This is a genomic window from Mycolicibacterium wolinskyi str. Jessa 2025, from assembly GCF_049241375.1.
GTDB classification, from domain to species: Bacteria; Actinomycetota; Actinomycetes; order Mycobacteriales; family Mycobacteriaceae; genus Mycobacterium; species Mycobacterium wolinskyi.
This window is the reverse complement of the sequence record NZ_CP185960.1, coordinates 5,207,684-5,228,089: the sequence shown is the minus strand read 5'-3', so window position 1 is coordinate 5,228,089 and position 20,406 is coordinate 5,207,684. Positions and strand designations below refer to the sequence as shown.

The 20,406-nt window shown below is 66.4% G+C and carries 19 protein-coding genes; 11 read left to right on the top strand and 8 right to left on the bottom strand.

Features of this window, described 5'->3' with window-relative positions:
- Nucleotides 1-13 precede the first annotated feature (13 nt).
- A complete protein-coding gene (gene gabT, locus ACOI2T_RS25845) occupies nucleotides 14-1,366 on the bottom strand; it encodes a 4-aminobutyrate--2-oxoglutarate transaminase (protein ID WP_409505985.1) in 1,353 nt (450 codons plus the stop codon).
- A gap of 52 nt (nucleotides 1,367-1,418) precedes the next feature.
- Nucleotides 1,419-2,600, bottom strand: a complete 1,182-nt coding sequence (locus tag ACOI2T_RS25840) for an NAD(P)/FAD-dependent oxidoreductase (RefSeq protein ID WP_409505986.1) — start codon at nucleotides 2,598-2,600, stop codon at nucleotides 1,419-1,421.
- Nucleotides 2,601-2,723: 123 nt separating this feature from the next.
- Here ACOI2T_RS25840 and ACOI2T_RS25835 point away from each other — a divergent pair, with 123 nt between their 5' ends.
- On the top strand, nucleotides 2,724-2,990 hold the full coding sequence (locus ACOI2T_RS25835; protein WP_409505987.1) for a YdeI/OmpD-associated family protein: 267 nt from the start codon (nucleotides 2,724-2,726) through the stop codon (nucleotides 2,988-2,990).
- On the opposite strand, the gene ACOI2T_RS25830 is transcribed toward ACOI2T_RS25835, so the two are convergent.
- Together ACOI2T_RS25830 and ACOI2T_RS25825 are read right to left on the bottom strand one after the other, a co-directional pair.
- Nucleotides 2,987-5,854: an MMPL/RND family transporter gene (locus ACOI2T_RS25830; protein WP_409505988.1), complete on the bottom strand. Its 2,868-nt coding sequence runs from the start codon at nucleotides 5,852-5,854 to the stop codon at nucleotides 2,987-2,989. The genes ACOI2T_RS25835 and ACOI2T_RS25830 overlap by 4 nt on opposite strands.
- Nucleotides 5,851-6,138, bottom strand: coding sequence for an MmpS family transport accessory protein (locus tag ACOI2T_RS25825; protein ID WP_421874739.1), 288 nt, complete (start codon nucleotides 6,136-6,138; stop codon nucleotides 5,851-5,853). The genes ACOI2T_RS25830 and ACOI2T_RS25825 overlap by 4 nt, the downstream gene beginning before the upstream one ends.
- Nucleotides 6,139-6,443: 305 nt before the next feature.
- Between ACOI2T_RS25825 and ACOI2T_RS25820 the strand changes: the two genes are divergently transcribed.
- The 6 genes from ACOI2T_RS25820 to ACOI2T_RS25795 all read left to right on the top strand — a co-directional run bounded on the left by ACOI2T_RS25820 (nucleotide 6,444) and on the right by ACOI2T_RS25795 (nucleotide 13,756).
- On the top strand, nucleotides 6,444-6,965 hold the full coding sequence (locus ACOI2T_RS25820) for a TetR/AcrR family transcriptional regulator (RefSeq protein ID WP_234790989.1): 522 nt from the start codon (nucleotides 6,444-6,446) through the stop codon (nucleotides 6,963-6,965).
- A gap of 76 nt (nucleotides 6,966-7,041) precedes the next feature.
- Nucleotides 7,042-9,072, top strand: coding sequence for an acyltransferase family protein (locus tag ACOI2T_RS25815; RefSeq protein ID WP_409505990.1), 2,031 nt, complete (start codon nucleotides 7,042-7,044; stop codon nucleotides 9,070-9,072).
- Between the two features lie 277 nt (nucleotides 9,073-9,349).
- Nucleotides 9,350-10,735, top strand: coding sequence for a GntP family permease (locus tag ACOI2T_RS25810; protein ID WP_409505991.1), 1,386 nt, complete (start codon nucleotides 9,350-9,352; stop codon nucleotides 10,733-10,735).
- A 16-nt stretch (nucleotides 10,736-10,751) separates the two neighbouring features.
- Nucleotides 10,752-11,969, top strand: coding sequence for a CaiB/BaiF CoA transferase family protein (locus tag ACOI2T_RS25805; protein WP_409505992.1), 1,218 nt, complete (start codon nucleotides 10,752-10,754; stop codon nucleotides 11,967-11,969).
- Entirely contained in the window at nucleotides 11,966-12,931 is a 966-nt protein-coding gene (locus tag ACOI2T_RS25800; RefSeq protein WP_409505993.1) for a hydroxymethylglutaryl-CoA lyase-like TIM-barrel protein, read from the top strand. Before ACOI2T_RS25805 ends, ACOI2T_RS25800 begins: the two co-directional genes overlap by 4 nt.
- 39 nt (nucleotides 12,932-12,970) lie before the next feature.
- Nucleotides 12,971-13,756 (top strand): IclR family transcriptional regulator, encoded by a 786-nt coding sequence (locus ACOI2T_RS25795; protein WP_067856541.1) that lies wholly within the window; start codon nucleotides 12,971-12,973, stop codon nucleotides 13,754-13,756.
- A gap of 221 nt (nucleotides 13,757-13,977) precedes the next feature.
- On the opposite strand, the gene ACOI2T_RS25790 is transcribed toward ACOI2T_RS25795, so the two are convergent.
- From ACOI2T_RS25790 to ACOI2T_RS25780, 3 genes are read right to left on the bottom strand one after another with little or no spacing between them, the layout of a single operon-like run.
- On the bottom strand, nucleotides 13,978-14,403 hold the full coding sequence (locus tag ACOI2T_RS25790; RefSeq protein ID WP_374214013.1) for a nitroreductase family deazaflavin-dependent oxidoreductase: 426 nt from the start codon (nucleotides 14,401-14,403) through the stop codon (nucleotides 13,978-13,980).
- Nucleotides 14,396-15,646, bottom strand: a complete 1,251-nt coding sequence (locus tag ACOI2T_RS25785) for a Cmx/CmrA family chloramphenicol efflux MFS transporter (protein WP_409506029.1) — start codon at nucleotides 15,644-15,646, stop codon at nucleotides 14,396-14,398. The genes ACOI2T_RS25790 and ACOI2T_RS25785 overlap by 8 nt, the downstream gene beginning before the upstream one ends.
- Entirely contained in the window at nucleotides 15,646-16,398 is a 753-nt protein-coding gene (locus ACOI2T_RS25780) for an SDR family oxidoreductase (protein WP_409505994.1), read from the bottom strand. Before ACOI2T_RS25780 ends, ACOI2T_RS25785 begins: the two co-directional genes overlap by 1 nt.
- A 77-nt stretch (nucleotides 16,399-16,475) precedes the next feature.
- Between ACOI2T_RS25780 and ACOI2T_RS25775 the strand changes: the two genes are divergently transcribed.
- Nucleotides 16,476-17,063, top strand: a complete 588-nt coding sequence (locus tag ACOI2T_RS25775) for a TetR/AcrR family transcriptional regulator (protein WP_409505995.1) — start codon at nucleotides 16,476-16,478, stop codon at nucleotides 17,061-17,063.
- 86 nt (nucleotides 17,064-17,149) lie between these two features.
- Here ACOI2T_RS25775 and ACOI2T_RS25770 read toward each other — a convergent pair whose 3' ends face one another.
- Nucleotides 17,150-17,704: a TetR/AcrR family transcriptional regulator gene (locus tag ACOI2T_RS25770; RefSeq protein WP_409505996.1), complete on the bottom strand. Its 555-nt coding sequence runs from the start codon at nucleotides 17,702-17,704 to the stop codon at nucleotides 17,150-17,152.
- A gap of 109 nt (nucleotides 17,705-17,813) precedes the next feature.
- On the opposite strand from ACOI2T_RS25770, the gene ACOI2T_RS25765 reads away from it, so the two are divergent.
- The 3 genes from ACOI2T_RS25765 to ACOI2T_RS25755 all read left to right on the top strand — a co-directional run bounded on the left by ACOI2T_RS25765 (nucleotide 17,814) and on the right by ACOI2T_RS25755 (nucleotide 20,401).
- Nucleotides 17,814-18,671, top strand: coding sequence for an SAM-dependent methyltransferase (locus tag ACOI2T_RS25765; protein WP_409505997.1), 858 nt, complete (start codon nucleotides 17,814-17,816; stop codon nucleotides 18,669-18,671).
- 85 nt (nucleotides 18,672-18,756) lie between these two features.
- Nucleotides 18,757-19,284 (top strand): helix-turn-helix domain-containing protein, encoded by a 528-nt coding sequence (locus tag ACOI2T_RS25760; RefSeq protein WP_409505998.1) that lies wholly within the window; start codon nucleotides 18,757-18,759, stop codon nucleotides 19,282-19,284.
- Between the two features lie 331 nt (nucleotides 19,285-19,615).
- Nucleotides 19,616-20,401 (top strand): aldolase, encoded by a 786-nt coding sequence (locus ACOI2T_RS25755; protein WP_085144943.1) that lies wholly within the window; start codon nucleotides 19,616-19,618, stop codon nucleotides 20,399-20,401.
- Nucleotides 20,402-20,406: the final 5 nt, after the last annotated feature.

Genomic DNA, 20,406 nt, shown 5'->3' with positions numbered 1-20,406 from the left:
GGTCAACTCCTTGTCAGAGATTCGCAAAGCCGTCGCGTACGACCTCGAAGGCCTCGGCGAGCAGGTCGTCGGAGATGGTCAGCGGTGGCAGGAAGCGTAGGACATTGCCGAAAGTTCCTGCCGTCAAGGTCAATACCCCGTTGTCCTGGCAGTGCCGCTTCAGTGCGGCAACGGCCTCGCGGTTGGGTTCGCGCGTGCCGGGCTGCACCAGCTCGGCGGCGATCATGGCGCCGCGGCCACGGATGTCGCCGATGACGTCGGCGGTGGTGGCGATCTCGCGCAGTTGTCGGACCATCAGATCGCCGATCGCGCGGGCACGCTCGATCAGACCGCCGGCCTCGATCTCCTCGAACACACCGAGTGCGGCGGCGCACGCGACCGGGTTGCCGCTGTAGGTGCCGCCGATACCGCCCGCGTGTGCGGCGTCCATGATGTCGGCGCGGCCGGTGACCGCGGCCAGCGGCATACCGCCGGCCAGTCCCTTGGCCGTGGTGATGAGGTCGGGCACCAGGCCTTCGTGTTCGCAGGCGAACCAGGCGCCGGTGCGGGCGATGCCCGTCTGAACCTCGTCGGCGACAAGCAGGATGCCGCGGTCGCGGCAGAAGTCGGCCACCTTCGCGAGGAACCCGTCGGCCGGCACGATGAACCCGCCCTCGCCCTGGATGGGTTCGACCACGACGCAGGCGACGGCGTCGGCGCCGAGCTGGGCGTCGACGAGCTGGGTGAACTGGCTGAAGGCTTCGGCGGCGCAATTCTCGGGTCCCGACGGCCACCGGTACGGGTAGGCCATCGGTGCCCGGTACACCTCGGGGGCGAATGGCCCGAACCCGTGCTTGTACGGCTGGTTCTTGGCCGTCATGGTCATGGTCAGCAACGAGCGGCCGTGGAACGCATGGTCGAACACCACGACCGCTGGGCGGCCGGTGGCCGCGCGCGCGTATTTGACGGCGTTCTCGACGGCTTCGCTGCCGGTGTTGAACAGCGCGGTGCGTTTCTCGTGGTCACCCGGCGTGAGCCGGTTCAACGCCTCGGCGACCTCGATGTACGGCTCGTACGGGGTGGCCAGAAAGCACGTGTGGGTGTACTGCGCGAGCTGCGCGGCCGCCTTGGAGACGACGGCCGGCGCGGCGTTGCCGACGGTGGTGACTGCGATGCCGCTGCCGAGGTCGATGAAGGAGTTGTCGTCCACGTCGACCACGACACCGCCGCCTGCCGCGGCCACGTACACCCCGGCCGCGCTCGCCAGCCCGGCCGGCAGTGCCGCTGCGCGGCGTTCGGCCAGTTCGAGCGAGCGGGGGCCGGGTATGTCGGTGCGGACGCGGCGCACTTGCTGCAGTGCGGGTCCGCCCACCAGAGACGCAGTCATGCGTCCAGGCTAGGCCCGCCGACCCGATCAGCCGATGGCCGATCCGTACAGCTCAGGAGTAAAGGCTGTCCAACTCGGCGATAGCGGGTCGGGTGCCACCCTTCGGCCAGACCGTCGAGCCCGGCTTGCGAGCCTCGCGGCGGATGCCCCACAGCGTGCCCTTGGTGACCGCCTCCTTGAGCGAGCCGGCGATGCGGCTGCCGATCCGGCCGCCGAGATAGATGTTGACCGGGGTGTCGTCTTTGCGGGTGAGCTGGAAATGCGCTGCTCGCCGGCCCAGGCCGACATTGGTGGCCATGTACGCCAGGCTGAGCAGGCCGGGCTCGACGCCGGCGATACGGCTGAGGACCGTGTCCGCAGCGGTGGCGGCCGTCGGTCCTGCCGTATAGCAGCTCATCCGCAGCGGTTGTCCCGACGGGGCGACCGCGTCGCCTGCCGCCACGATGCGGTCGTCGTCGACGCTGGTCAGTGTTTCGTCGGTCAGCAGCCTGCCCAACGGGTCGGTGCGCAGCCCACTGCGCACGGCGAGATCGGGTACACCGAACCCCGCGGTCCACACCGTGACGGCGCTCGGCAGGTCGGTGCCGTCGGCAAGCACCACACTGTCGGGGCGCACCTCGGCCACCACGCCGGACTCGACCACACCGACACCGTGTTTGGTCAGCCAGTTGGCGACCGAACGCCGGGCGGGTTCGGAGAACGACGGAGCGAGCCTGCCGCCGCAGGCCAGGATGACCTTGTGGCCCTGTTCGGCGAGTTCGGCCGCCGTCTCGATCCCGGTGAGGCCACCGCCGACGACGGTGATCCAGGCGTCCGGGCCCAGGTCGGCGATGGCGCTGCGAAGACGGGCGGCGTGCTCCAATTCCGCTATGGGATAAGCGAACTCGGCGGCACCGGGAACCGTTGCCGGGGTGGCGCCCGTGCTGCCGACCGCGTAGACGAGGTAGTCGTAGGTGAGCGCCCGGCCCGAGGCCAGATGCACTGTCCGCGCGGACGCGTCGATACGGTCGGCGTTGTCGACCACCAGATCGACCCGGCGGCCCAGAAGCGCGCCGTAGTCGGCCGTGGCGTCGCCGGTGCCCGCGGCGAACTGGTGCAATCGCAGGCGCTGGACGAATCGCGGGCGCGGATTGACGAGCGTGATGTCGATATCGCTGTTCTGCTGCAGCCGGTTGGCCGCCAGTGTTCCGGCATAGCCACCGCCGATGACGACGACGTGCGTGCGGGCGTTCATGGTGTCTCCTGTCCTCACGGGTTTCGTGCACACCAGATGCCGCCCACCGCCGAACTGTGACACGGTGTGACGGGAGTCACTGTCATGTCTCGGGGGAGCGCACGCACGGGTTACCGTGACTGCATGAGCGGCCAGCGAGTTCCCGGAGGCGTCGTGCACAACCTTCCCGCGGACCTGCGGGAGGCGCTGATCGGCAACGACACGGCCCTGGCGGCGTGGAAGGACATCACGCCGCTCGCGCGCAACGAGTTCATCTGCTGGGTCGAAGACGCCAAGCAGCAGGCGACTCGCGAGCGCCGGATCCGCCGCACCCAGGAGGAATTGGAGGAGGGCATGCGCCGGCCGTGCTGCTGGCCCGGCTGCAAGCACCGCGAGCGCAACGGCCGCTAGCGGTCGACTGCGGCTCTCCGCCGAAGGATGTTCTCGGGCCACCAGAACCAGCGACCGGTCAGGGACGCGATGGCGGGGATGACATAGGAGCGCACGATCAGGGTGTCCAGGAAGAGGCCGATGCCGACGACGGTGCCGATCTGGGCGATATTGTGGGCCGAGCTGGCGAGCATGCCGAACATCGTGAGCCCGAAGACAAGTCCGGCGGTGGTGACGACGCCACCGGTGTTGACCATGGATCGGATGATGCCGGTTTTGATCCCCGCGGGAAGCTCTTCTTTGAAGCGCGCGACCAGCAGTAGGTTGTAATCGGCGCCGACGGCGACCAGGAACGTGAATGCGATCGGCGCGACCGACCAGTGCAGCGGATTGTCCAGCAGGTGCTGCCAGATGAGGATCGACAGCCCGAGCGCGGACAGATAAGCGATTGCCACCGTTGAGATCACGGTGATCGCCGCCACCAGACTGCGCAACAGGATCAGGATCACGCAGAACACGAACGCGAACGCGGCGACCACGCTGGTGGTGAAGTCCTCCTTGGTGAAGGCTTCCAGATTCAGCAGCGTGCCGCCGGGCCCGCCGACGCTCACGGTGCTGCCGGCCAGCGATGTGCCCTTCATCGCCTGCAGCGCAGTCGGAACCAGTTCGGCGGCCACGTCCATGGCTTCCCGGCTGAAGCCTTCCATCTCCGGTGTGACGATCATGCGGGTGACCTTGCCGTCGGCCGAGAAGAACAACGGCAGGGCGCGATGAAACAGCGGGCTTTCGAACGCCTGGCTCGGCAGGAAGAAGAACTCGTTCGGAGTGCCCTCGGCGAAGGTGTCACGAATTTCGTTGGTGAACTCGGTGATCTGCGAGATCTGTGGGATGAGCACACCGAGCGCGGCCTGCAACGGTGAGATCAGCTGTGTCAGCTGGTCGACGAACGATGTGAGACTTCCGATCTGGGTCGACAACTGGGGCAGCGTCGACGATGCCGTGCGAGCGCCGTCGGCCAGTCCGGTGATCGGCGCGTTGATGCGGTCGACGTCGTCGAGGAGCGCGAACCCGGTGAGCACCGATTGGCACGGTGCCAGGGTTTGGCAATTGGGCAGCGAGCCGATGAACTGCCGTGCCGGTTCGGCCGTGCCGCGGATGTCAGCGAGTTTCGTTGTCACATCGGTGAGTTGTGACTGCAACTGCGCAGCACTGTCGTTGACCCGGTCGAAGCCCTGGTTGGTGTCCGTCAACGCTTTTCGCGCGCCCGAGATCGTCCCGTTCAGCCGGCCGAGAAGTGCGCCGAGCGCGTTGAGATCGTCGAGCCGTTGCGTCAGCAGCGACGTGATCTGGTCGATGCGGTTGCCGATGTATCCGGCCTGATTGGGCAGGGTCGCCTGCTCCAGTGGTATGCCGAGCGGGCGGGTGATGCCTTGGACGTTGTCGATGCCGCGGATCTGCAGGATCGCGTTGGTGACCTTGGCCAGTGCGAGCAGATCGGCCGGGTTGCGCATGTCATGATCGGCTTCGATCAGAAACAGACTGGGCGCCATGATGTTCGGTGGAAAGTGGCGGTCGGCCGCGGCGAACCCGAGGTTCGCCGGGGTGTCGCCGGGCTGCGTGATGCGCTCGTTGTAGCTGACACGCAGGGTGGGCACCAGCAGCATCAGCACGATGAGAACCGACATCGCACCCACCAGGACGGGGCCCGGCCAGCGGACGACCGTGGTGGCGATACGCCGCCACCGGCGCAGCGACGGTTGAGGTTTGGGTTCGAAGAATCCCAGGCGGCTGCCGAGCGCGAGCAGGGCAGGGCCGAGCGTCAGGGCGGCGGCCAGTGTCGCCGCGATGCCGATCGTGCAGGGCAGACCCGCCGTGCTGAAAATGGCCAAGCGCGTCACGCACATGCACGCCGTCGCACCGGCGACCGTGATCCCGGAAGCCAGGATGATGTGCTGTGTGCCGCGCATCGCGGTGTAGTAGGCACTGGCGGGGTCTTCCCCGGCGCGACGGGCTTCTTGGTACCGGCCGAGCAGGAAGATGCCGTAATCGGTTCCGGCGCCGAGGACGATGACCAACAGCAGCGCGGACGCGAAGATGGACACGCCGATGATTCCGTGGTCGCCGAGGAATGCGACGAGTGGCCGCGCGACGGCGATGCCCATGCCGACGGTCAAGAGCGGAAGCGCCACGGTGATCGGCGAGCGGTAGACCCAGAACAAGATGATCGCGATCAAGGCGGCGCAGGTCACCATGATGATCAGAATCGAATCGTTGATTTCGACCAGTTCGTCGTTGACGATCGCCGACGGCCCGGTGACATGCACCTGGATGCCTGGCGGAGCGGGCATGCCGGCGATGGTGTCGCGCACCGCCTGCGTCGACTCCATGGCCAGCGCCGTGCCCATGTTCCCGGCCAGATTCACCAGCGTGTAGGCACTCTTGCCGTCAGCGCTCTCGTTGGCCGCCGCGAAGTCGGGCTCCGACCACAGGTCCAATGCCGACACGACGTGTTCGGTGTCGGCGGTGAGCGTGGCCAAGAGCTTGTCGTGAAACTCGTGGGCCTGCGAGCCGAGCGGCTTGTCACCTTCCAGCAGCACGTAGACGAAGTTGTTGGTACCCGTCTGCCCGAAGTACTGGCCCATCTTCGAAATCGCCTGCACCGACGGGGCGTCGTCGGGCAGGAAGGACCGGGCGTGCTCCTTGATGACGGTTTCCAGTTGCGGCACCGCAAGATTCAGCACCCCCGCAAGCGCGACCCAGCACACGATGACCGGGATCGCCAACACATAGAGCGCGTGTGCGAACCGGGGCCGTCCCGGTTCGCGGCGGAATCGATTGCGGTCGAACAGAAGTGCGAGTTCGTTGCGCACGTCGTCGATCTTCATGACACCAGCACCTGGCAGTTCACGGCTCCCGGTTGGGTTTCCGACTGACGTTGATCGCGCACCGCGCCGTCGATCACGATCCGGCAGGTCAGGCCGCCTGCCTCGGACTGCGCGATCACGCCGCCCGTCACAGTGAGGCTGCGGGTCTGCAACTGCAGTGTCCACGGCAGCGCCACGGTGGTGTTCCGGGCAAACCCGGACTCATCGAGATACGACACCGTCGTCGGCGCCCCGACGGGTCCTTGCACCTCGTAACTGATCACTTTCACCCGTGATTCGGCCATCGAGGCCGGGCGGCTCGAAGTGACCGATGGCGAGATCGGGGATATGGCTCAACCTCAGGCTGGCGATGAACAAGCCGGTGGCGGTCAATACGAGCACGACCGTGATCGGCACCCATCGTTGTCGCATCGGCAAACCCCCAGCCGCCTCGCGTCAGTACAGCCTCCAGCTATACCGATCGGTCTACGTTTGTTTACGGCAAAGTAGTAGACCGATCGTGATAGTGTCAATGGGCTGTCGGGGGACGAACAAGAAGGGCTCCACCGTGGCCGTACGAGACCGCCTCATTGCCAGCGCTATTGGGTTGATGCGCCGGCATGGCGTCGCGGGCACCGGAATCTCCGAGCTCATCGACCAAGCCGGCATCGCGCGCCGTTCGTTGTATCTGAACTTTCCGGGCGGCAAGGCCGAGCTGCTCGCCGAGGCGACCGCGGTGGCCGGCCACACCATCACACAGACCGTCACCGCGCTGTCCGGGCACGGGCCGGTACGTGCCCTTCAGACGTTCATCCAGGGATGGCGTGACATGCTCGCCGACAGCGAATTCACCGCGGGCTGCCCGATTGTCGCAGCGGCGTTGGGGCGCACCGAAGCCCCCGAAGTGGCAGAAGCCTCGGGGCAGGTCTTCACCGAGTGGGAGCGCAAGCTCACCGACGAGTTCTGCGCCGCCGACATCGAACCGGCGACGGCCCAAGATCTCGCCACCACGACGCTCGCGGCCGTCGAAGGCGCCATCGTGATGGCGATCGCCACCCAGACGGTCACACCGCTCGATCGCGTCGGGCGGGTGCTCACGGAGTTGATCGGACAGCACGTCGACGTCAGATGACCGCGATGAGCGGTCCGGCCGCCGGGCCGCTGCGGTCGTTATGCTCTGTGCGGCGAAAGGCGCAGGAAACTTCACCGTGCAGACGACACAAACACATTCGGTTCCCACCCAGCCCATCGAGCGGACGAGACGCGACGACCTGACCGGTTTGGCCGGCGTCGCCGTTCTCTTGGTGGTCGTCTGCGGTGTCTGGTTCGGACGGGCGTCCAGTGGCATCGACGTGCTGCTGGTCCTCGCGGGATATGTGGTCGGGGAGCGCGTGCTGCGCACCCTCGGCACTGCGCGGGCGGGCGGATTGCGCGAAGACTTGGCCTGGGCGGCCCGAAGGCTTTTGCCCGCACTGGTTCTCGTGCTTGCGGTGTCTGCGGCGTTGACGGTGATCGTGCAACCGCAAACGCGTTGGGAGGCGTTCGCCGATCAGACCCTGGCGAGTCTGGGTTTCCACCAGAATTGGTTGTTGATCTGGACGGCAAGCGACTACCTGCAGGCCAGTGAGGCGGTAACGCCACTTCAGCACATGTGGATCGTGTCGCTTGCCGGGCAATTCGTGGTCTTCATGTTCGTACTCGCCGGGATGGTCACCCTCGCAACGGCGCGGGCCGGTCACCGCCATCGGCGGAAATTCTTCGTGGCGGCAGCAGCTTCGGCGATGATCGTGTCGTTCGGGTACGCCGTTGTCGAGCACACGGGCGATCAGTTGACCGCCTACTACAGCACCCTCACCCGGGCATGGGAGCCGTTGGCCGGTGTCATGGCCGCGGTGGTTGCGTCGCGCATTCACTGGCCGCGCTCGCTGCGTGCGGTCACCGCGGCCGTCGGGTTGTCGGCAATTGTGTTGTGTGGCCTGCTGGTAGACGGAGCCGTGCCGTACCCGAGCATGTGGTCGCTGATATCGGTGGGTGCGACGGTGGTGATCATCCTCAGCGGCGCGCAGGGTGTCACGACGGCGAACGAATTCCTCGGCAGCCCAGCGTTGGTGGCATTGGGATGGCTGACTTCTCCGGCGTATCTGTGGCATTGGCCGTTGCTGATCTTCTGGCTCGCCCACACCAACAACGATGCCGTCGGACTCGTCGACGGCGGCGTCGTCATCGTGCTGACGGTCGTGGTGGCCTACCTGACCACGCGCCTGCGTCCGGTGCGGGCGAGGCTGCTGTCGGGCTCGTTGATCCTTCTCGTCGTCTTGGTGCTCGCCGGCCTGTCGATCGGCTGGCGCGGGCACGTCGCCCAGGCCCGCTCCAACGGCGTGGAGCTGACGACGTTGTCGGCGCGGGACTATCCGGGCGCACGCGCGTTGCTCGACCAACGCAGGGTGGCCAAGCTGCCGATGCGTCCCACTGCGTTGGAGGCGTCGGGCGACGTGCCGCCGTCGACGGTCGACGCATGTGTCACGGGATTCGACGGCTCGGATGTCGTCAGTTGCGTATACGGCAATCCCAAGGCGCACCGCACCATTGCATTGGCCGGGGGATCGCATTCAGAGCATTGGCTCACCGCTCTGCACCTCATCGGGCGACAACACGGCTTCAAGGTGACGACGTATTTGAAGTTGGGCTGCCCGCTCACGACCAAGGAGGTGCCGCTCATCGCGGGGCCGTTCGAGCCCTACCCGTCGTGCCGGGCGTGGTCGGACAATGCGCTGGCGCGCATCATCGCCGACCGGCCGGACTATGTGTTCTTCACGACCACCCGGCCGATCCTCAACGGCCCAGGCGATTACGTGCCCGATTACTACCTCGGTATCTGGGATGAGTTGTCCGCCAACGGAATTCCCATGCTTGGGATACGCGATACTCCGTGGATGCTGCGCGAGGGCATGTTTTTCTCGCCCGTCGACTGTCTGTCCGCGGGCGGCGACGCCGACACCTGCGGGTCGCCCCGCCACGAAGCGCTGGCCGACCGCAATCCGACTCTGGATCATCTCGCCGACCATCCGTTGTTGAAGCTGCTCGACCTCAGTGACGCGGTCTGTCGCGAGGACATCTGCCGGGCCGTCGAGGGCAACGTGCTGATCTATCACGACGCCCACCACCTGTCCGCGACGTATGTGCGGACGCTCGCCGACGAACTCGCCCGTCAACTCTCGGACGCCACGGCGTGGTGGTGAGGGTGCCGCGCACCCGCGCCGGCTAGGGTTCGACCTTCGCCCTGTGACGCACTGTGCCGAACGTGCAGGCTTTTGCGCTCAGCGATCGAGATCGCCACAACAGGTTGCACGTTCGCCACAGGAATCGCATCAGCGCATGCCCATGGATCGAACGTGGCCAACGAGCTTGTTTATATTGTGGGTGTGTGCTCATAATGTGAGTGAGCCGTAGATCACACCGCGCTGTGCCAGTGATGTGACCCACCGGCTGGCAAGAGTCGATCTAGGGAGTTCGCCCATGTCACACACCGCAGTGTTGATCAATACCGCGGTCGCGATCCTCGCCGTTGTCGTGATGATCGTGAAGTTCAAGTTCAACCCGGTGGTATCGCTCGTGATCGGGTCCGCCTATCTCGGGTTGGCGGTCGGTCTCGGTGTCGAGAAGACCATCGAAGCCATCACGGTCGGATTCGGCGACATCATGGCCGAGGTCGGGTTGTTGATCGCCTTCGGTGTCCTCATGGGAGCGATCCTGCAGCAGACCGGAGCCATCGAGCGTCTCGTCGAGATGCTGCTGCGCCTGTTCGGCCCGAAACGGATGCCGTATGCGATGTCGCTGACGATCGCAACCGCCCTGCAGTCGATCTTCCTCGACGTTCTCCTCGTCATCTCGGCGCCGCTGGCGCGCAACCTCGCCAAGCGCATCGGCAAGAACGGCACCGCACGGATGGCCGTGGCGATGGCGATCGGCCTGGAGTGCGGCATCGTCTTCACGGTTCCCGGGGTGGGCGCGCTCGCGCTGGCCGGACTGCTCGGTGTGCCGCTCGGCAAGATGCTGCTGTTCGGTGTGTGCCTCGTGATCCCGACGGTCGCGATCTCGGTGGCCATCATGTCGTTCCTGTTCAACCGCGGCTGGTGGGACGCCGACCGCGACGAGCAACCGTTCCTCGGCGATGAGCCGACCACCGACGAGGCCGGTGACACCGACACCGACGCGACCGGCGGCGTGGCGGTCAAGACGACGACGACACCTCGCACGCAGACCCCGCTGCTCGTGTTGTTCGCCCCGATGCTCGCCGCGCTGGTCCTCATCGCGACCGGCGCGATCCTCGACGCGGCCGAAATCCACAATCCCATCGTCAAATTCGTGTCCTCGCCGGTCATCGCGCTGCTGATCGGTCTGGTCGGCACGAGTTTCGTCGGCCGTCACGCGCTGGGAGCCGAGCCGATTCAGAAGGCGATCGCGACGGGCTTCAAGGAGAGTGGGCAGATCCTCATCCTGACCGGTGTCGGTGGTTCGCTCGCCGCGACCATCAAGGCCGCCGGTCTCGGCGACATCCTCGGTGAGTACTTCACCGCCAGCACCGCGGCCCCGCTGTTGGTGGTGTGGGCGATCGCCGCGGCGCTGCACATCGCGGTCGGCTCGGTCACCATCTCGGCGATCACCTCGGCCGGGATCCTGGCCCCCGTCGCCCCGATCATCGGACTGGACCCGGTGCTCATCGCGCTGGCCGCCGGTGCGGGCTCACTGTTCGCCGTCCACGTCACCAGCAACACGTTCTGGCTGCTGCAGTCGCTGATGGGGCAGTCCACCCGCGGTGCGCTCAAGACCGTGACGGTCGGCGTGTCGGTGGCCTCTGTCGTCGCGATCCTGCTGATCCTGCCGGCCAGCCTCCTGTTCTGATAGCTACGGAAAGACCATGACTGACAACGATATTCGGGTTATTCGCCCGCTCGCCGGTGTGCGGGTGCTCGAGCTGGGCAACTACATCGCCGCACCGACCGCGGGCCGGATGCTCGCCGATTTCGGAGCCGAGGTGATCAAGGTCGAGCGCCCGGTCACCGGTGACGAGCTGCGCAACTGGAGGCTCTACGCCGGCACCACATCGATGCTGTACCGCACGATCAACCGCAACAAGAAGTCGATCGTCCTCGACCTGAAGACCGAGCAGGGCCGGGGCGTCGTGCTCGATCTGCTCAAGCACTGCGATGTCCTGCTGGAGAACTTCCGGCCCGGCACGCTCGAGAAGTGGGGGCTGGGACCAGAACAACTCGACGAGGCGAATCCGAATCTGGTGATCACGCGCATCTCGGCGTTCGGCCAGACCGGTCCGCTCGCCCAGCGGCCCGGCTTCGCGGCCGTCGCCGAAGCCTACGGCGGGTTACGCGAACTGGTCGGCGATCCCGACCGCCCGCCGGTGCGCACCGGGGTGTCCATCGGTGACTCGATCGCAGGCATCTACGCCGCGTTCGGCACCGTCATGGCGCTCTTTCAGCGCGAGCGCACGACTGTGCCGCTGGAACAACGCATCGTCGACGTCGCACTCAACGAGGCGATTCTGTCGGTGATGGAATCACTGGTCCCGGACTATCTGGCCTACGGCGTCAAGCGGCAGCGCGTCGGCGGACGGATGGAGGGCATCGCGCCGAGCAATGCCTACCCGTGCGCGGACGGCACCAGCATCATCGTCGCGGGCAACGGCGACGCGATCTACCAGCGTTACATGACCACGATCGGCCGCCCGGATCTCGCCGCCGATCCCGACTTGCAGACCAACGCCGGACGTTGGCAGCGTCGCGACGAACTCGACGCCGCGATCGCCGAATGGTCGAGCCGGCTCACGCGCGACGAAGCGCTCAAGCTGCTCGACGAGGCCGGGGTGCCGTCCGGGCCGATCTACACGGCCGCCGACATCTGCGACGACGAACAGTACGAGTCGCGAAACATGATCCAGCACTTCGAAGTCGACACCGGTGGCGCCGAACCGCAATCGGTCGGATTCCCCGGCATCGTGCCGGTCATCGGCGGCGCATCGCTGCCCATTCGCAGCGTCGGACCCGACCTCGGCGAGCACACCCACGAGGTGTTGTCGAACCTGCTGGGTCTCGATGACGATGAAATCGGAGCTCTCACATGACCATTCCGCAGCCCCGTTCATACACCCCGCAAGCCGAGCTGCGCGATGTGACGTTGCGCGACGGCCTGCAGCTGACCGCCAAGATGCTGCCCACCGAGCTCAAGGTCGAAGTCATCCGTGAGCTGCTGGCGATCGGCGTACCGGCACTCGAGATCGGTTCGATGGCCCGGCCCGATCTCGTGCCGCCGCTCGCCGACACCCTCGACGTCGTGTCGGCGTTGACGCCCGAGGAACTGGACAAGTGCTGGATCTGGGTGGCCACCCCGAGGCACGTCGAGAAGGCGGCAGCGGCGGGTGCGCGTCACTTCCAGTACTGCTTTTCGGCATCGGACTCCCACAACAAGGCCAACATCGGCCGCGACACCGAGACCAGCGTCGCCGCGATGCCCGACGCCGTGCGCATCGCGTCCGAAGCGGGCGGCTCGATCCAGCTGTGCATCGCGACCGCGTTCACCTGCCCGTTCGAAGGGCTCATCGACCCTCGGCGAGTGTGGGCGATCGCGGCGGACCCGCGCACCGACGGTGCGAGTGACGTCGTCGTGTGCGACACCATCGGCCAGGCCATCCCCACCCAGGTCGGCGATCTGATTCGCGGCCTGGCCACGTCGAATGCCGAGCGCCGCATCGTTTTTCACGGCCACGACACGTGGGGCCTCGGCGTGGCCAACAGCTTGGCGGCCATCGACGCCGGTGCGACGATGGTCGACGGCTCCCTCGGCGGCCTCGGCGGTTGCCCGTTCGCGCCGGGTGCCAGCGGCAACACGTCGAGTGAGGACCTGCTGTTCGCCTTACGGCCGCACTGGCTGACCCCGGATTCGTTGGCGTCGCTTGTGCGCCTGTCCGAGAAGGTCCTCGCCGAGATCGGTGAACCGAATCGGTCGAAGACCGCGCAGGGCGCGCGGTCGAGTGCCACCGCATTCCCGTGGGTCATCGGTGGGGCAGCCGCGGAGAGCACTGTCTGAACACCGCGTCCGGCACGAGCGGTTGGGTAGATTCACGGCATGGCCAAGGAAGACGTGGATTCGTCCGGCAAACAGCAGACCCTGTTGGTGCTGGCGAAGATCACCGAGATCCTCAACGCGTTCACCTTGGCACGGCCCGCGATGACCCTAGGGGAGATCCAACAGGCCACCGGGCTTCCGACCTCGACCGTTCAGCGCCTGGTCAGCAACATGGTCGCGCAGGGCATGCTGGACCGCATCGGCGACCAGATCCGCATCGGCATCCGGATGTCGTACTGGGCGGCCACCGCGCGCAAGGACGTCGACGTTCTGGCAGTGGTCAATCCGGTGCTGAAGGAAGTCCGCGACAAGACTGGCGAGACCGCATGCTTCTTCACGGTGGAGCAGAACTTCCGGGTGTGCGTCGCCGTCGCCGAAACCCATCACGCGCTTCGCCGGGACATGTATGTCGGCAAAGTCATTCCGCTGCACGTGGGTTCGGCCTCGCGCGTGCTGCTCGCGTGGGACCCCGACCTCGCCAGACGCATTCTGAGCGCGCCCTTGGAGCCGATGACCGAAGGGACCGTCACGAGCGCCGACGAGCTGGCCGGTCTGATCGCGGCCACCCGGTCCGACGGCTACGCCATCACGGCGGGGGAGCGTGAGGACTCCGCGTCCGGACTGTCCGCGCCGGTATTCGACTCTGCGGGCGACATTCTCGGGGCGCTGACGGTGAGCGGTCCCACGGTCCGCATGCCACGCGAGCAATGCGAGGCCTGGGTGGACCTGGTGGTCGGCTATGCCGAGCAGATCACCAGGACGCTGGGTGGCCGGCCACCGCAGTGAACCGTTGATGGTTTTGTGCAATGCGGCACGGAATTCGAAGGCGCTCGATGAGCGCGTCTCCTACGGTCGTCACGCGTCCTGTGAAAAGGCGTCGGGGACGCGCTACCCGGTCGCCCGGTTGACCTCCGTGGTGTGACTGGGTTCTGCCCTCGGGCGGAGAGCACAAAGCGGCCCCGGATTTCTCCGGGGCCGCTTTGGTGTCTTCAGGTGTGGGCGAAGCTCTACTCGACCACGAAGACGGGGATCAGTCGGTCGGTCTTCGTCTGGTATTCGGCGTAGGGCGGGTAGGCCTCGACAGCGAGCTTCCACCAGTGTTCGCGCTCGTCACCTTCGAGCTCACGGGCGGTCAGGTCCTTTGCGACCTTGTCGCCGTCCTGCACCGTCACGGTCGGGTTGGCCTTGACGTTGAAGTACCACGACGGGTGCTGGGGATCGCCACCCTTCGACGCGACCATGGCGTAGCGGCCGTTTTCCTCGACGCGCATCAGCGGTACGTAGCGCTTCTTACCGGACTTCGCGCCCGTGGTGGTGAACAGGACGATGGGCCGGTCCAAAACCTCGACCCCGTCGGTGGTGCCCTGCTCCAAAATGCGTTCGGTCTGCTCGCGAACCCAATCGGTGGGGCTCAACTCGGCGTGTTCAGTCACCCACCGCGCAACACGCGCGACCCCGCCCGTATTCCCCCTGCACCGCGACTGTCCGTGTCGGCTGCCCGCCACGCCGCGGATCCTCGGCAGTTTGCGCACGCTCGCGGCCACCCACGCGTACGTCGATGACCAGCAAGACCAGGGCCAACACCGCCAACGCCGCGCCGATCCACGGCACCGCCGGGTATCCGAGACCCGCGGTCAGGGCGATCCCGGCCACCCACGGGCCGACGCTGATGCCGACGTTGAACGACGCCACGTTGCCGGCGGCGGTCAGCGTCGGCGCGGACGGTGCAAACGCGAACACCCGCGAGTTGAGAGCCGGGTTGGTCCCGAAGCCCGCGAAACCGAGCAGGCATGCGAGCGCGCTGACGGCGGTGACGTGGCGGGTGGTGAGTGCGAGTGCCACGAGGACCACCAGCAGGGTCGTGAAACCGGCCGCGAGCGTCGCGCGCGGCCAGCGGTCGGCCGCCTGGCCACCCACCGCCATGCCGACGAGCGCGCCCAACCCGTACCCGAGCAATACGGCGGGCACCCACTGCGGCTGCAGCCCGCTCGTCGTGATCAGCATCGCGGCCAGGTAGGTGAATGTGCCGAGCAGCGCCGCCGTCGAGACCGCGGTCATGGCATAGGACAGCCACAGCCGCGGCACGGCGAGCCCGCGAAGCTCGTCACCGATACGCGGTTCGGTGTCCGGGCGGGTGTCGGGCACCGCGGCGAGCACGGCGCCCGCGGCGACACAGGACAGTGCGGCCACCGCCCAGAACGCACCGCGCCAACCGAGGTGCTGGCCGATCCAGGTGCCGGCGGGCAGACCGATGACCGTGGCGACCGTGAGCCCGCCGGCGACGATGCTCATGGCCCGGCCGCGTCGCTCGGCGCCGACCAGTGCCATCGCGGTCCCGGCGCCGACCGCCCAGAACCCGGCGTACACGAACGCTGCGACGAACCGAGCGGTCATCAGCACCGCGTACGAACTGCTCAGGGCGCTGACGATGTGCGCGACGACGAAGATCGCCAGAAACGCGACCATCGCACGGCGGCGGGACCACCGCAGGGTGGCGATCGCGAGAATCGGTGCACCGACGAGCATTCCGAGGGCGAACACCGAAACCAGAAGGCCCGCCTGAGGAATCGTCACACCGAGGTCGTCCGACATCTCGGGCAGCAGGCCGGCGAGCATGAGTTCGCTTGTTCCCTGGGCGAAGATCGCCAGGCCGATGATCCAGATCGCGACCGGCATCAGAGCATCGACCCGCCGCTCGCGTCGATCCATTGGCCGGTGACCCATCTCGCGTCGTCGGACGCGAGGAAGGCGACGATGTCGGCGATGTCGTCGGGTCGAGCGACGCGGTTGAACGGAGACTGCGCCGCGACCGTCGCGCGGCCTTCCGGAGTGGCGAGCCGGGCCGCGTTCATGTCGGTGTCGGTACTTCCCGGGCCCACCGCGTTGACGGTGATGTTGCGGGCGGCGAGTTGTTTGGCCAGCGTCGCGGTGAACGAGTCGATCGCTGCCTTCGTCATCGCGTACGTCATCAATTCGGGTATGCGGGAACCGTGCGTGAAGCGCGTCGACAGGTTCACGATGCGGCCGTTGTCCCGTAGCCGCGCCAATCCCTGCTGGGTGACGAAGAACGGCGCTTTGGTGTTCACGGCGAAGATCTCGTCATAGGCCGGTTCGGCGACGTCGGTGAATGCGACCCGCCCGCCGAGGATTCCGGCGTTGTTCACCAGGATGTCCACGCCGGCGGCGTGTGCGTCGAACGCGGACCACAGGGCAGCCGCATCACCGGGGACACCGAGTTTTGCCTGCACCGCGAACGCGTCGCCGCCGCTGTCGACGATGTCTTGCACGGTCTGCTTCGCGGCGTCGGCACTCGCGCCGAAGTGCACGCCGACCCGCGCGCCGTCGCGGGCCAGCCGCAAGGCGATCGCACGGCCGATCCCGCGGCTGGCGCCCGTCACCAGTGCAGTTCTGCCAGTAAGAGCGGACACGCTGAATCCTTTCTTTAGCGAGTGATACAAAATTCGACGCTAGCACATTATCTAGCGACCGCTATAGAATGGTGGGCATGGCACCGGTGCGCGGGCGCCCCCGCTCTTTCGATCGCGATGCCGCCCTCGACAAGGCCATCCGGCTGTTCTGGGAGCGGGGTTTCGAGGCGACGTCGACGCGCGACCTCAGTAGCGCGCTCGGCGTCGGAATCCCCAGCATCTATGCGGCTTTCGGCGACAAGCAGCAGCTGTTCACCGAAGCCGTGGCGGTCTACGACACGCGATACGGCGGATTCATCGAAGCGGCGCTCACCGAAGAACCGACCGCACGCCGGGCCGTCGCGCGGATCCTCACCGAAGCGCCCGGGCGCTATACCCGGCGCGGGCTGCCCAGCGGATGTCTGGTCGTGAGCGGCGACGACGGCACTGCCGACGAGGGCGTGAAAGCGTGCCTGCGCTGCATCCGCCGTCAGAAGACAGACATGCTCGCCGACAAGATTCGCACCGACATCGCCGCCGGCGACCTACCCGACGACACCGATGCCCGAGCACTGGCGCAATACGTGATGACCACGCTCAGCGGTATCGCGCAGGCCGCGTCCGACGGCACGTCGCGGGCCATGCTCGACCGCGTCGCGGCGATCGCGCTGCGTGCCTTCCCATGACCCCTGCACCGCGAGCGACCGTGTCTGCCCGTAGACACGCCGCGAAATAGCGGTGTTTTGCGGTCGCTCGCCGGCGTGCGAGACCGTCAGCTCCGGTTGTAGATGCCGAGCGCGATCGTCAGCGCGGTTTCGTTGCACTGTTCGTCGGTCAACGGCAGATCGCCCATCATCGCCACGCTCCACGACATCGTCAGCAGCGCCTGGCGCGCATGGAACACCGCGAGGGGGTCGTGGTCGGGTGCGGTCATCGCGTCCGCGACCGCGCGGAACTGATAGCGCAAGTCGGTACCGATGCCGAGCCGATTGAACGCGGCATAGTTCTCGTTCATGAATCGCGTCATGGCCCGACCGGTGCCGTGCAGCACCGCGCCGTAGCGGTGAAGGATCTCGCGGCCGGTGCGCTTGCCGGGCGGTTGGCCGGCGGCCCAGGACAAGATGTCGTCCACGCCGGTGCGCAGATCGTTCGACAGGCTCACCACGATGTCTTCCTTGGCGGAAAAGTGGTAGTAGATCGCCGCTTTGGTGATGCCGAGTTGTTCGGCGATCTGCCGGATGGAGGTCTGGTCATAGCCATGGGTCGAGAACAGATCCAGCGCGACGGATCGGATCTTGTCTCGTGTGTCGGTGCGGCGACCCGCCACGGCCGGGCTCCCATCATTACTTGACGACCGGTCAGCAATGAGCCTAGCGTTGCGGCCAGGCGATCAATACTTACCGGCCGTCAAGTAATGACATGGACCAGGGGGACCCATGACAACGCGACCACTACCCGAGATCTTGAGCGGCGCGCCGTTGACGGCTGTGGGCGTCGCGGTGATCAGGGCCAGAGAATCCGAGCGTGACGATCGGCTGTACGACGATCCCTATGCGCGCCGGTTCGTCGAGGCGGCCGAACAGGCGTATCTGAGTCCCAATGCACCCGCGGGGGCGGCCGAGACCTGGGCGTCGGTGCTGCGACTGGCCGATGTCATGTACGAGCCCCGCACCCTGGGGGTGCGGATCGCCGACGATGCGTTGCTGCAGGCGGCGGCCGAGGGTCGCACCCAGATCGTGCTGTTGGGGGCGGGTCTGGACACCCACGCATACCGGCTGTCCTGGCCGAGGGCGGTGCACCTCTTCGAAATCGATCTGCCGCAACTGTTCGCGTTCAAAGAGCCGGTGCTCGAAGGGATCCGGCCGGCGTGTGATCGACACGTCGTACCCGCAGATCTGGGCGGCAGCGAGTGGCCGAGAGCCCTTCTCGACAGTGGTTTTCAGCCGGAAGTCCCCACCCATTGGGTGGATCACGCGTTGATGACCCTGCCCACCGACGTGGCTCGTGCGGGGGTTCGCGCCGTGACCGAGCTCTCGGCTCCGGGTAGCCGGTATGGCTTTCCGGTCATGGCCGGTGCCGCGTTCCGCAACACCCTGCGGTCGGTGGCGGCCGAGGGCCTGTATCGGGATATGCCGAACACCGAGCGGGGACTTGGTGAGGATGCCCGGGAGTGGCTTGAGAGCATCGGTTGGACAACGTCTTTCAAATCCACAGCTGAACTGACCGAAGGATATCCGCGCCAGGTCGCTGCCGAAGACTCCGGCGGACACGTCGTCGCGACCCGGCGCGGATAACCGGTGACACCTCCACAGGACACCTGATGTCCTGTAGTGGATATGTCACACTGTCAGGCGTGGCACCGACGACTGCTGAGCAATCATGAGCGCCCTGCTGCGTGCCGTGCGTCAGCAGCGGGGGATGACGCTCGATGAACTGGCCGAGGCCACCGGCTTGACCAAGAGTTACCTGTCGAAGATCGAACGGCAGCGCTCCACACCGTCCATCGCCGTTGCGATGAAGGTCGCGCGGGTCCTCGAGGTCGACGTGGCTCAACTGTTCGCCGAGGACCCGGCCGCCGCGACGTTGTCGGTCGACCGCGCCGACGAACGGCCGGACGCCCGTTACCACGCTGTCGCGTCCGCCATGCTCGGGAAGACGATGTCGCCGTTCATCGTTCGCCCGACACTCCGGTTCGCCGAGCATCCGCATCCAGCTCATGCCGGCCAGGAAATGGTCTTCGTGCACCGCGGGACAGTCGAATTGCGCTACGAGGACCAGCTGGTGACGCTCGAGGCCGGCGACAGCGCCTACTTCGACGCCTCCCGCCCGCACCAGCTGCGTCAACGGGGAAGTGCCCCGAGTGAGGTGCTGGTCGTTACCCACACGGAGTACCCCCGTAACCGCTGAATCCGGTCAGCAATTGAGGCTGATGTGCACGGTGTGGATGGGCTCGAGGTCGGGCAGACCGTGGATCGTGACGGTCTTTGCCTGAGGACGCACCGCACTGACTCAGCGGGCCGGTGCCGACCTTGTCAGGTGCTTCATCTCGGTTCTCCTCGTTGTTCGCATTGATAACGCAGGGGCGATGATAGGACACAAAGTGTCCTTCCGGTAGCCGCCAACCTCCGGCGGACGGGTGCAGATCCGTCGGGTGGGAAACGATCTTGACTGAAGGACACAAAGTGTCCTAACGTCGGCGGTGTGTCACCGATCGCGAAATACTGGAAAGGGGCTCCCCATGACGAGCACACTTGGTGATTCGAAGCAGGTCTTGATGCAACGCGCCCTCGACGGACTGGCGAATCACATCGAGGACTCTGCGCTGACCATCCGGCAGAAACTTGCGCTGACGTGCCGGGCGCTGTTCGACGCCGGTCATGATTCAGGCCTGGCCGGTCAGATCACCGCGCGCGCCGAAGCGCCGGGAACCTATTACACGCAACGTCTCGGTCTTGGTTTCGACGAGATCACCGACGAGAACCTGCTGCTCGTCGACGAGGACCTCAATGTTCTCGACGGCAGCGGAATGGCCAACCCCGCCAACCGTTTCCATTCCTGGATCTATCGTGCCCGCCCGGACGTGCAATGCATCGTCCACACGCATCCGTTCCATGTGGCGGCGCTGTCGATGCTGGAGGTTCCGCTGAAGGTGTCGCAGATGGACATCGCCCCGCTCTACGACGACTGCGCGTTCCTCGCCGATTGGCCGGGTGTGCCCGTCGGCAACGAGGAAGGCGAGATCATCAGCGCGGCGCTTGGCGACAAGAAAGCCATTCTGCTGGCCCACCACGGACATGTGGTGGCAGGCGCGAGCGTCGAGGAGGCGTGCTCGCTGGCGATGCTGATCGAACGCGGCGCCAAACTGCAGCTCGCCGCGATGGCCGCAGGCACCGTGGCCGACCTTCCGCCGCGGCTGGCCCGCGAAGCCCATGACTGGACGCTTCGCCCCAAACGCAGCCAGGCCAACTTCGCCTATTACGCGCGGCGTGCCCTCGTCCGCCATCCCGACGCGATCACCAACTAGACCCG

Excerpts from the sequence above, each read along its gene's own strand:
- gabT (WP_409505985.1), bottom strand. The coding sequence starts at position 1,366 with ATGACTGCGTCTCTGGTGGGCGGACCCGCACTGCAGCAAGTGCGCCGC.
- ACOI2T_RS25840 (WP_409505986.1), bottom strand. The coding sequence starts at position 2,600 with ATGAACGCCCGCACGCACGTCGTCGTCATCGGCGGTGGCTATGCCGGA.
- ACOI2T_RS25835 (WP_409505987.1), top strand. The coding sequence starts at position 2,724 with ATGAGCGGCCAGCGAGTTCCCGGAGGCGTCGTGCACAACCTTCCCGCG.
- ACOI2T_RS25830 (WP_409505988.1), bottom strand. The coding sequence starts at position 5,854 with ATGAAGATCGACGACGTGCGCAACGAACTCGCACTTCTGTTCGACCGC.
- ACOI2T_RS25825 (WP_421874739.1), bottom strand. The coding sequence starts at position 6,138 with ATGGCCGAATCACGGGTGAAAGTGATCAGTTACGAGGTGCAAGGACCC.
- ACOI2T_RS25820 (WP_234790989.1), top strand. The coding sequence starts at position 6,444 with ATGCGCCGGCATGGCGTCGCGGGCACCGGAATCTCCGAGCTCATCGAC.
- ACOI2T_RS25810 (WP_409505991.1), top strand. The coding sequence starts at position 9,350 with ATGTCACACACCGCAGTGTTGATCAATACCGCGGTCGCGATCCTCGCC.
- ACOI2T_RS25805 (WP_409505992.1), top strand. The coding sequence starts at position 10,752 with ATGACTGACAACGATATTCGGGTTATTCGCCCGCTCGCCGGTGTGCGG.
- ACOI2T_RS25800 (WP_409505993.1), top strand. The coding sequence starts at position 11,966 with ATGACCATTCCGCAGCCCCGTTCATACACCCCGCAAGCCGAGCTGCGC.
- ACOI2T_RS25795 (WP_067856541.1), top strand. The coding sequence starts at position 12,971 with ATGGCCAAGGAAGACGTGGATTCGTCCGGCAAACAGCAGACCCTGTTG.
- ACOI2T_RS25785 (WP_409506029.1), bottom strand. The coding sequence starts at position 15,646 with ATGCCGGTCGCGATCTGGATCATCGGCCTGGCGATCTTCGCCCAGGGA.
- ACOI2T_RS25775 (WP_409505995.1), top strand. The coding sequence starts at position 16,476 with ATGGCACCGGTGCGCGGGCGCCCCCGCTCTTTCGATCGCGATGCCGCC.
- ACOI2T_RS25765 (WP_409505997.1), top strand. The coding sequence starts at position 17,814 with ATGACAACGCGACCACTACCCGAGATCTTGAGCGGCGCGCCGTTGACG.
- ACOI2T_RS25760 (WP_409505998.1), top strand. The coding sequence starts at position 18,757 with ATGAGCGCCCTGCTGCGTGCCGTGCGTCAGCAGCGGGGGATGACGCTC.
- ACOI2T_RS25755 (WP_085144943.1), top strand. The coding sequence starts at position 19,616 with ATGACGAGCACACTTGGTGATTCGAAGCAGGTCTTGATGCAACGCGCC.